The following is a 7,677-nucleotide window of genomic DNA, read 5'->3' as shown; positions in this document are numbered from 1 at the left end:
GACAGCACCCATGGCACCACACCCACACCACCAACAGGCAGGGCCCTTGAACCCTCCTCCACCGGGGGCACCGGGGGCACCGGAGCCTGCTCAATCACCACATGCGCATTGGTGCCGCTCACACCGAACGCCGACACACCAGCCCGACGGACCCGCTCCCCCTCAGGCCACCCGACGGCCTCGGTCAGCAGACGCGCATCGCCCGCCGACCAGTCCACATGCGACGACGGCTCGTCCACGTGCAGGGTCTGCGGCAGGACACCATGCTGGAGCGCCAGCACCATCTTGATGACGCCGGCCACACCCGCGGCAGCTTGAGTGTGCCCGATGTTCGACTTCACCGAACCCAGCCACAACGGCCGCTCCTCATCACGGTCCTGACCATACGTAGCAAGCAGCGCCTGCGCCTCGATCGGGTCACCCAACGACGTCCCCGTACCGTGCGCCTCCACCACATCCACATCCGAGGCGGACAGGCCCCCGCTCGCCAGCGCCTGCCGGATCACCCGCTGCTGCGACGGACCATTCGGCGCCGTCAAACCATTCGACGCACCATCCTGATTCACCGCAGAACCCGCCACCACCGCCAACACCTGATGACCATTGGCCCGCGCATCCGACAACCGCTCCACCACCAACACACCAGCGCCCTCAGCCCAGCCAGTGCCATCCGCAGCATCCGAAAACGCCTTGCACCGACCATCAGCAGCAAGGCCGCGCTGCCTGCTGAACTCGATGAACGCACCCGGCGTCGACATCACCGTCACACCACCGGCAAGAGCCAGATCACATTCACCCGAGCGCAGGGACTGTACGGCCAGGTGCAGGGCGACCAGCGACGAGGAACACGCCGTGTCCACCGTGACCGCCGGCCCCTCCAGACCCAGCGCATACGACACCCGACCCGACACCACAGCGGCCGCATTCCCGGTTCCGACGTAGCCCTCCTGGCCTTCCGGGGTGCTCAGCAGCAAGGTGGGGTAATCCTGGCCGTTGGAACCGACGAAGACTCCGGCCCGGCTCCCCCGCAACGTCTTCGGATCAATGCCGGAACGCTCAAACGCCTCCCAGGAGGTCTCCAGCAGCAGGCGCTGCTGCGGATCGATCGCCACCGCTTCACGTGGGCTGATCCCGAAGAACGCCGGATCGAACTGGTCGACCCCGCTGACGAATCCGCCATGGCGCGAGTAACTCTTCCCAGGCTGTCCCGGGGTCGGGTCATAGAGCGCGTCGAGGTCCCAGCCCCGGTCCGTCGGGAAGCCGGAGATGGCGTCTTCGCCTGCGGCCACCAGCCGCCACAGGTCCTCGGGACTGGCCACGCCACCGGGAAGCCGACAGCTCATCCCGACGATGACCACCGGATCGTCCGAGCTGGACGTCAGCATCGGCAGGCCGGAAGCCACATCCGTCCCCGTCCCCGTGCCGAACAGCTCAGCGCCCAAGAACCGCGCCAGGTCGACCGGCGTCGGATAGTCGAAGACGGCGGTGGCGGGGAGCCGCAGACCGGTCTCGGCGTTCAGTCCGTTGCGCAGCTCGACCGCGGTGAGCGAGTCGAAGCCCAAGTCCCGGAAGGTGATGCCGCTTTCGAGATCTGCCGGTTTGTGGTAGCCGAGGACCGTGGCGGCCTGGGAACGCACCAGCTCCAGCAACGCCCGCTCGCGCTCCGCAGCCGACAACCCCACCAACCGCTCCCGCACCACCCCAGCACCAAAACCCCCACCACCGACACCCTCACCGACGGCCAGCGCCGCCCGCACCTCCGGCAGATCCTCCAGCAACGGGCTCGGACGAGCACTGGTGAACGCCGGAGCGAAGCGTTCCCAGTCCACATCCGCTACCACTACCGAACCCTCACCCCCACCAACAACAGCCTCCAAAGCCGACACCGCAAGCCCCGGATCCAACGCCCTCAACCCACGACGCCACAAATGCTCCTCCGCACCCCCCACACCAGCCATACCCCCACCAGCCCACGGACCCCACGCCACCACACAACCCACCACACCCCGCGCACGACGCGCCTCAACCAACCCCTCCACAAACGCATTCCCCGCCGCATACGCCCCCTGACCACCACTCCCCCACACACCAGCAATCGAAGAAAACACCACAAACGCATCCAACTCCCGATCACCCAACACCTCATCCAGCACCACAGCACCCCCAACCTTCGCCCCCATCACCCCACCAAAATGCTCCGCATCCACATCCCCCAACACCACCGAATCCACCACACCCGCCGCATGCACCACCGCATCCACAGAACGCTCAGACAACAGGGCCTCAACCGCCTCCGCGTCCGCCACATCACACGCCACCACGCTCACCCCGACACCAAGAGCGGACAGCTCCGCCTCCAACTCCACCGCACCCGGAGCCTCCAGACCCCGACGACTCGTCAGAATCACGTGCTCAGCACCCCGTTCGGCAACCCAACGCGCCACACGCGCACCCAGAGCACCCGTACCACCCGTGATCAACACCGTCCCCCGCGGCCGCCAACCACCAGCAGACTCCCCAGCCAGAACAGGAACAGGAGCGGGAGCATGAGCCAGCCGACGCCGGAACACCCCAGACGCCCGCACCGCAACCTGATCCTCAACACCCTCGGCCAGGACACCGACGAACCGGTCAAGCGCCCTACCATCCACCGACTCCGGAAGATCCACCAGACCACCCCAACGGTCCGGCAACTCCAAAGCCGCCACCCGGCCCAAACCCCACACCGCAGCCTGCACCGGATCCGGCCCACCATCCGACCGACCCACCGCAACAGCCCCCCGCGTCACCACCCACCAACGCCCACCCACACCCGCATCCCCCAACGCCTGCACCACCACCGCAGTCCCCACCACATCCGCGACGCCCACCACCAACACACCAGCAACCGGCTCCTCACCAGCCACCTCACACACCCGCTCAGCCAGCAGGCCCCGATCCACCTCCCCCGCGACACACTCCACCCGCTCAACCCGCACACCACACGCCGCCAACCCCTCCACCACGGCCTCGGACCACACATCCCCCGCAGCCACCACCACAAGCCAACGACCGGCCAACACCCCACCGGACCGAGCAACGAGCGGCTTCCACTCCACCCGATACCGCCAGTCGTCCACCACCGAGTGCACGCGCGGCTCGGTGGTGGCGCCCGTCGATTCCAGCCAGTAGCGCTCGCGCTGGAACGCGTACGTGGGCAGATCCACCCGGCGTGCCCCGGTGCCCGCGAAGTACGCCGCCCAGTCGACCGGTGCCCCCGACACAAAGGCGCCGGCCACCGCCGACATCAGCGACGTAACCTCGGGCCGGTCCGTGCGCAGGGAGGCGAGGAACACCCGCTCGGTGTCGGCGTCATCCGTGTCCGAGAGACATGCCTGTGCCATCGCGGTCAGGGTGCCCCCCGGTCCCAGCTCAAGGAGCCGTGTCACGCCATGCTCTGCGAGCCAACGGACACCGTCGGCGAAGCGGACGGCGTCACGGACGTGCCGCACCCAGTAGTCGGGGGACGTCAGCTGCTCCGTCGTGGCGAGCTCTCCGGTGACGTTGGAGACCACGGGGATACGGGGCTCCGCATACGCCACGCTCTCCGCAACCGCCCGGAAATCGTCCAGCATCGACTCCATCAACGGCGAATGGAAGGCATGACTGACCTGGAGCCGCTTCGTCTTCCGTCCCTGCTCCTCGAAACGCCCGGCGATCTCCGCCACCGCGGACTCCTCACCGGAGACCACGACCGCCTGCGGACCGTTCACCGCGGCGACGCTCACCCGCTGCTCCTGGCCCTCCAGCAGCGGCAACACCTCGTCCTCCGACGCCTGAAGCGACACCATCGCCCCACCCGCCGGCAACGCCTGCATCAGCCGACCACGCGCCGCCACCAAACGACACGCATCCTCCAGCGACAGCACCCCCGCCACATGAGCAGCCGCCAACTCGCCAACGGAATGACCGACCAGGTACTTGGGCCTGATACCCCAGGACTCGATCAGCCGATAGAGCGCTACTTCCACTGCGAACAGGGCGGGCTGGGTGTACGCCGTCCAGTGGAGAGCGTCGGGGTCCTCGCCGAAGAGGACGTCTCGCAGCGGTCGGTCCAGCTGGGTGTCGAGGAGCGTGCACGTTTCGTCGAATGCCGTGGCGAACGCCGCGAATGCCTGGTACAACTCCCGTCCCATTTGGGCGCGTTGGGCGCCTTGGCCGGGGAAGAGGAAGGCGGTGGCACCGCGCATCGTGCGGCCGCCCACCACTCCGGTGCCGGCTCCCTCGATGCCCTGGGTGGCCAGTTGCTCCAGGCCGCGCAGAGCCGCGGCCCGGTCCTCCGCGAGCACCACAGCCCGGTGTTCGAACGCGGTCCGCGTGGTGGTCAGGGAGTGACCGACATCGGTCAGGTCCAGCTCGTCCTGCTTGACCCGCGCCAGCAGCTGCGCCGCTTGTGCGCGAAGAGCGGGCGCGCTGCGGGCGGACACCGCCAAGGGAACGAGGGGGAGTGCTCGGGCGGGCTCACCGGCGGCCTCCGGTGCCGGGGCGTCCTCGTCCGCCGGTGCTTCCTCCAGGATGGCATGTGCATTGGTGCCGCTGATACCGAACGACGAGACGCCGGCCCGGCGCGGGCGCCCGTCCTGCTGCCAGGGCATCGCCTCGGTCAGCACCTCGACCTCGCCGGCCGTCCACTCGATGTGGCGGGACGGCTCGGAGATGTGCAGGCTCTTCGGGAGCATCCCGTGGTGCATGGCCATCACCATCTTGATGACGCTGCCGACGCCGGCCGCCGACTGGGTGTGGCCGATATTGGACTTGAGCGAGCCGAGCCGTAGCGGCCCGTGGTCCGCTCGGTCCTTCCCATAGGTGGCGATCAGCGCCTGTGCCTCGATGGGGTCACCCAGCGTGGTACCCGTCCCGTGGGCGTCGACGGCGTCGACATCGCTCGCCGACAGCCCCGCCCGGGACAGCGCGGACCGGATCACCCGCTGCTGCGAGGGGCCGTTGGGGGCGGTCAGGCCGTTGGACGCACCGTCGGAGTTGATGGCCGTGCCCCGGACGACGGCCAACACCGGATGGCCGTTCTTCCGCGCGTCGGAGAGCCGCTCGACGAGCAGCATGCCGGCGCCCTCTGACCAGCCGGTGCCGTCCGCGTCGTCGGAGAACGGCTTGCAGCGGCCATCGGCAGCCAGGCCGCGCTGCCTGCTGAACTCGAAGAACATCTCCGGGGTGCACATCACGGCGACTCCGCCGGCCAGTGCCAGATCGCATTCGCCGCGGCGCAGCGCATGGCAGGCCCAATGCAGTGCGACCAGCGACGATGAGCACGCCGTGTCGACCGTGACGGCGGGGCCTTCCAGACCGAGGGTGTAGGCGATCCGGCCGGAGGCCACCGAGGTGGCGTTTCCGGCGAGGAGCAGGCCCTGCACACCTTCCGGGAGGTCGGCGACGCCAATGCCGTACCCAGAGGTGGCGGCGCCGACGAACACTCCGCCGTTGGAGCCGCGCACCGACGTCGGGTCGATGCCCGCGCGTTCGAATGCCTCCCAGGCCACTTCGAGCAGCAGCCGCTGCTGCGGATCGGTGGCCAGCGCCTCCCGGGGGCTCATCCCGAAGAACGCCGGGTCGAAGTACCCCGCGTCGTGGAGGAAGCCGCCTTCGCGCGCATAGATCGAGCCCGGCTTCTCCGGGTCCGGGTCGTAGGCCGCGTCGACGTCCCAGCCCCGGTCGACCGGGAAGTCGGAGACCGCGTCTCCGCCTTCGGCGACCAGCTGCCACAGGTCTTCGGGGGTACGCACGCTGCCGGGGTAGCGGCAGCTCATCGCGACGATGGCGATGGGCTCCTGGTCTCTGCCCTCGGCTTCGCGAAGCTGGCGACGGGTCTGCCGGAGCTCGGTCGTCACCCGCTTCAGGTACTCCATGTACTTGGCGTCGTCAGCAGCCACCAATGTCACATCCTCGAACAAAGCCGAGCGGTTCCCCGCGTCCGGTCATGACGTTCCCAGTTCCTTGTCGATGAGGTCGAACAGTTCGCCGGCGGTCGATGCCGATGCCAGCTCGCCGTCGTCCTCATCGGTTTCCGTGTCCGGATCCGCGTCTTGCTCCTGCTTGCCGTCTTGCTGCCATTGCGCCGTCAGCGCCCGCAGCCGGTCGGTGATCTCGGCCCGTTCCTCGTCACCGACGGTGGCACCGGCCAGCGCTGCCTCCAGCCGGGTGAGCTCGCCGAGGATCGGCTGTGCCCCCGAGGTCGCGGGCAGGTCGATCTCGTCCAGGACATGGCGCACCAGGACGAGCGGTGTCGGGTAGTCGAAGACGAGGGTGGCGGGCAGCCTGAGCCGGGTCGCCGCGTTGAGGTGGTTACGGAGTTCCACCGCCGTCAGCGAATCGAAGCCCAGCTCCTTGAAGGCCTGGTCGGGTTCGACGTCCTCGGCGGATCCGTGTCCGAGGACGAGAGCCACCTGTGTGCAGACCAGATCGAGCAGATACTGTTCGCGGTCCGCCGGAGGCAACGCGGCCAGGCGCTCGGCGAGATCCTGCGGTGCTTCCGTTCCCTTCGCCGCGGCGGAGGTCGCGGTCCCGCGGCGGATGGGGGCCCGGACCAGGCCGCGGAGCAGCGGTGGTACGGCCTCGGGGTGCGCACGCAGGGGCGCCGTGTCGAGGTTCATCGGCAGCAGCAGGGGGCGGGCCAGGTCCCGTGTGGTGTCGAGCAGGCCGAGCCCCTGTTCCGGGGTGAGCGGGAGCATGCCGCCGCGTGCCATGCGCTGCCGATCGGCTTCGCTCAGCTCGCCCGTCATGCCGACGCCCGGAGCCCAGGCACCCCACGCCAGCGACTGTGCGGGAAGCCCCATTCCACCGCGCCGGCATACGAGGGCGTCCACGAACGCGTTCGCTGCCGCGTAGTTGGCCTGCCCCGCACTGCCGAACGTCCCGGCGACCGAGGAGAAGACGACGAACGCCGCCAGATCCTCATCCCGGGTCAGCTCGTGCAGGTGGGTGACCGCGTCCACCTTCGGCGCCAGCACGCGGTCCAGCCGCTGCGGCGTCAGGGAGGACAGCACTCCGTCATCGAGCACACCGGCCGTGTGCACGACCGCGGTGAGCGGGTGCTGCTTCGGTACGGAGTCCAGCAGCCCGCGCAGCGCCTCGCGGTCGGCACTGTCGCAGGCGGCGACAGTGACCTGGGCACCGAGGGCCGCGAGCTCTTCACGCAGCGCATCGACGCCCGGAGCCCGGGGCCCGCGGCGGCTGGCCAGGAGCAGGTGGCGCACCCCGTGCTCGGCCACCAGATGCCGGGCCACCAGCGCGCCCAGGCCACCCGTGCCGCCGGTCACCAGGGCCGTGCCCTGGGGGTCGAGGGGAACCGGCATGGTCAGCACGACCTTGCCGATGTGCCGGGCCTGGCTGAGGTGGCGGAATGCCTCCGGGGCTCTCCGCACCTCCCATGCCGTCACCGGCAACGGTTCCAGCGCACCCCGCTCGAAGAGGTCGAGGAGCGCGGTCAGCATCTCCCCGATCCGCTCCGGGCCGGCCTCCCACAGATCGAACGCCCGGTACCGGACACCCGCATGCGTGGCCGCGATGTCCTGCGCGTCCCGGACATCGGTCTTGCCCATCTCCAGGAACCGGCCGCCCCGCGGCAGCAACCGCAGCGAAGCGTCCACGAACTCCCTCGCCAGGGAATCCAACACGACATCCACG

Annotated in this window: 2 protein-coding genes; both read right to left on the bottom strand. The window is 69.3% G+C overall.

All coding sequences use genetic code 11. The features are described 5' to 3' along the window. Window positions 1-5,924 (bottom strand): type I polyketide synthase (locus tag AC3EUV_RS37995; protein WP_435604871.1); only part of this gene is annotated, 5,924 nt, incomplete at its 3' end. A 45-nt stretch (window positions 5,925-5,969) separates the two neighbouring features. Beyond that, window positions 5,970-7,677, bottom strand: a 1,708-nt coding sequence (locus AC3EUV_RS37990; protein WP_435604870.1) for an SDR family NAD(P)-dependent oxidoreductase, incomplete at its 5' end; no start/stop codon positions are given.

The organism is Streptomyces sp. bgisy130 (assembly GCF_057708345.1).
The sequence above is the reverse complement of the archived record's forward strand: the minus strand, read 5'-3'. Positions and strand labels throughout refer to the sequence as shown.